This is a genomic window from Zetaproteobacteria bacterium (genome assembly GCA_003696765.1).
Classification (GTDB): Bacteria; Pseudomonadota; Zetaproteobacteria; order Mariprofundales; family J009; genus RFFX01.
This window is the reverse complement of record RFFX01000082.1, coordinates 1-3,927: the sequence shown is the minus strand read 5'-3', so window position 1 is coordinate 3,927 and position 3,927 is coordinate 1. Positions and strand designations below refer to the sequence as shown.

Annotated in this window: 4 protein-coding genes; all 4 read left to right on the top strand. The window is 70.2% G+C overall.

Annotated features, from left to right (window positions below):
- Positions 1-1,225: M48 family peptidase (locus tag D6682_07860; protein RMH50097.1), on the top strand; the 1,225-nt coding region annotated here is incomplete at its 5' end.
- Between the two features lie 550 nt (positions 1,226-1,775).
- Positions 1,776-2,687, top strand: a complete 912-nt coding sequence (locus tag D6682_07855; GenBank protein RMH50098.1) for a hypothetical protein — start codon at positions 1,776-1,778, stop codon at positions 2,685-2,687.
- Complete coding sequence (locus D6682_07850; GenBank protein ID RMH50096.1) at positions 2,678-3,649, top strand: KpsF/GutQ family sugar-phosphate isomerase; 972 nt, start codon at positions 2,678-2,680, stop codon at positions 3,647-3,649. The genes D6682_07855 and D6682_07850 overlap by 10 nt, the downstream gene beginning before the upstream one ends.
- Positions 3,650-3,699: 50 nt before the next feature.
- The coding region (locus D6682_07845) for a phenylphosphate carboxylase subunit delta (protein ID RMH50095.1) at positions 3,700-3,927 on the top strand (228 nt) is incomplete at its 3' end.

Below are 3,927 nucleotides of genomic sequence, written 5' to 3'. Positions count from 1 at the left end.
GGTCACCCTCGAGGCGCACCGCAAGGCGGCGGACTACACCATCGCCCGGCTCCGCCTCGGATGGATCGGCCGAATCATCGACCTGCTGCTCTTCCTCGGCTGGACGGTCGGCGGCGGCCTGGCCTGGCTCGACCACGCATTGCGCCGGACGCTGACACTCGACCCGCTTGCCCATAGCGTTGCGCTGATGCTGCTCTTCCTGCTCATCGGCGCGCTGCTCGATCTGCCGCTCTCGCTCTACCGCACCTTCCGGCTGGAGGCAGCATTCGGCTTCAACCGCACCACCCCGGCCACCTTCTTCGCCGATCTGACCAAACATGCGCTGCTGGTGCTGCTCATCGGCACCCCCCTGCTCGCTCTGATCGTCTGGCTGATGATCCACGCCGGCCCGGCATGGTGGTTCGATGCCTGGCTGGTCTGGGGGGGCTTCTCGCTGCTGATGCTCTGGCTCTACCCGACGCTGATCGCGCCGCTGTTCAACAAATTCACCCCGCTGGAGGCGGACGAGCTCCGACAGCGCATCGATGCCTTGCTCAACCGCTGCGGCTTTGAAAACGGCGGCCTGTTTGTCATGGACGGCTCGCGCCGTTCGGCCCACGGTAATGCCTACTTCACCGGCTTCGGACGCAACAAGCGCATCGTCTTTTTCGATACGCTGCTCAAGCAGCTCACCCCGACGCAGGTCGAAGCGGTGCTGGCCCACGAACTGGGCCACTTCAAGCAGCGCCATATCCTCCAGCGCATCGTCTGGTCGCTGCTGCTGTCGCTGATCGGCTTCGCGTTGCTCGGCTGGCTGGGCAACGCGCCGTGGTTCCTGCCGCTGTTCGGCATCGACACCCCCTCCGCCGGGGCGCTGCTGGCGCTCTTCACGCTGCTTGTGCCGTGGCTCGGCTTCTGGCTTGCGCCGCTGATGAATCTGCTCTCCCGTCGGCATGAGTTTCAGGCCGATGCCTACGCCTGCGCCCACAGCGACGCCACCGCGCTGGCCGATGCGCTGATCGCCATGTACGAAGAGAATGCCGCCACCCTCACGCCCGACCCGCTCTGGTCGGCATGGCATGACTCCCATCCGCCGGCGCCGATCCGCATCGACCATCTGACCCGCTCTGGAACGCTCGGCGGGCAGGACGGCTGCGCAAGTCCAGAGCTTGCCCAGGCAAGCGATGGATTTGCGAGGGAGACGAAAAGCCCACGGGCGGATCTTTTGCGTCCTGATCATGGCTGACGACTTCTCCCCGCCGATCCGCCCGCCCGAGGCCCCGCGGCGCCGCCGCGCCATCGCGTCATGGGGGCGGATGGCGGCGACCCTGCGCGCATGGCTGCAACAGGCTGGTGGACGGCTCGGCTCCTGGCTGCGGCGGGCGGGCGCACAGCTCGGCCCGCAGTTGCGACGGGCAGGAACCCGGGCCGCCGCCTTCCGTCCTCCGGCGCTGCACACCCGTCTTCGCGCCGGCGCACTCGCCGCCGGCATCCTTCTGCCGATCGCCCTGCTGGCGCTGCCGCCCCGCTCCGCCACCCCGGCCCGTCCGCCGACCATCCACCACGAACACCTCGCCGCCGCCCTTCCCCCACCCTCCTCCCCGCCGACGCAACGGGTGCGCACCACCACCATCCGCCGGGGCGACAGCGCCAGCAGCGCGCTCCACCGGCTCGGCTTCTCCAGCGGCGAGGTGCTGGCCATGGCCCGCGCCGCCCGCGACCTCTATCCGTTGACCCGAGTCCACCCCGGCCAGCGGCTCACCCGCATCGACCACCGCGACGCCACCCGGCTGACGATGGAGATCGACCCGCTGCACACCCTCGAGTTGACCCGTGGCGGCCGCGGCGGCTGGCGGGCGGCGACCGGCGACCGGACGGTGACCAGCCGCCGGGTGGTCGCCTCCGGCGTGATCCGGGAAAACCTCTTCAGCGACGCCGCCCGCGCCGGGCTCGACGACCGCACCACCATGAACCTGGTCGACATCTTCAGCTGGGACATCGATTTCGCGCGCAACCTGCGTAAGGGCGACCGCTTCGCACTGCTGCTCGAGGAGCGCTTCGACGACCGGGGGCGGCACATCGGCGACACCATCCTGGCGGCGGAGTTCGTCAACCGCGGCAGGCGCTACCGGGCGATCCGCTTCACCGACGACCACGGCCATAGCGCCTACTACGCGCCGGACGGCACCAGCATGCGCAAGAACTACCTCAAGGCGCCGGTCAAGTTCACCCGCATCTCCTCGCGCTTCACCCTGGCGCGCAAACACCCGATCCTCGGCTATACCCGCGCCCACCGCGGCGTCGACTACGCCGCACCCATCGGCACCCCGATCCACGCCGTCGGCGCCGGTCGCATCGTCTACCTCGGCCGACGCGGCGGCTACGGCCGCTTCATCCTGATCCGCCACCGCAACCGCCACCACGGCACCGCCTACGGCCACCTGCACGGCTACGCCCGCGGCCTGCACCGAGGCTCCTGGGTGGAGCAGGGCCAGGTGATCGGCTACGTCGGCATGAGCGGGCTGGCCACCGGCCCCCACCTCCACTTCGAGTTCCGCATCGACGGTCGGGCGGTCGACCCGCTGACCATCGAGCGTACCCCGGCGCACCCGATCCCCCGCCGGTTGCGCCGCCGCTTCGCACGGGTTAAGCAGGAGCTGCTCGCCGCGCTTGAACAGCCACCGATCAACGAGGTCGCCTGGCGGTGACCCACCCCTCGTGGGTTGCGCAAGGGCGCGAGGTGCTCAGGCTGGAGCGGGAGGCGATCGCCGCGGTGGAGCAGTCGCTGGACCGCGCCTTCGACCGGGCGATCGACGCCATCCTCGCCACACGCGGGCGGCTGGTGGTGGTCGGCATGGGCAAGTCGGGCATCATCGCCCGCAAGATCGCGGCCAGCTTCGCCTCCACCGGCACCCCCTCCTTCTTCGTCCACGCCGCCGAGGCGCTGCACGGCGACCTCGGCATGATCACCCGCCACGACCTGCTGCTCGCCCTCTCGCACAGCGGCCAGACCGCCGAGGTCTGCGCCCTGCTGCCCACCGTCACCCGGCTGGGGACGCCGATCATCGCCATCACCGGCAACCCCGACTCCACCCTGGCCCGCCACGCCTCCATCACCCTCCATGTGCCGGTGCGGCAGGAGGCCTGCCCGATGAACCTCGCCCCCACCGCATCGACCACCGCCACCCTGGCCCTGGGCGACGCGCTGGTGGTGGTCACCCTGCGCCACCGCGGCTTCCGGCCGGAGGATTTCGCCCGCGTCCACCCGGCAGGCGCGCTGGGCAGGCGGCTGCTGCGGGTCGAGGAGGTGATGCACCGCGGCGATCAACTGCCGCTGGTCGACGTGCGAACGCCGTTGCGCGAGGCGATCCTGACCATGAGCCGCTGCCGGCTGGGCATCACCGGCATCACCGAGGCCGGGCGGCTGGTCGGCTGCATGACCGACGGCGACCTGCGCCGCATCCTGGAGGGGGGATCGCCCGACATGAGCACCCCGGTCTCCCGTTTTCTCCACGGCGCCCCCCGCTGCATCGCCCCCGACCGACTCGCCTCGGAGGCGGTGCTGCGCATGGAGGAGCACAAGATCACCGCCCTCTTCGTCGAGGACGACGCCGGCAGGGTGGTGGGTATCGTCCACCTGCACGATCTGCTGCAGCAGGGCATCGCCTGATGGCACGGCAGCGCCCCCCCTTTCCACTCGCCGCTGCGGCCTCCATCAGGATGCTGGTGCTCGATGTCGATGGTGTGCTCACCGACGGCCGCATCACCCTCGATAACCGTGGCATCGAGCACAAACACTTCCATGTCCGCGACGGCCACGGCATCAAGCTGGTGCAACGCGCCGGCATTCGCCCGGCCATCCTCACCGGCCGCAGCTCGCATGTGGTGGAGGCCCGTGCCGGCGAGCTGGGCATCGACCTGATCGTGCAGGGGTGCTGGAACAAGGCC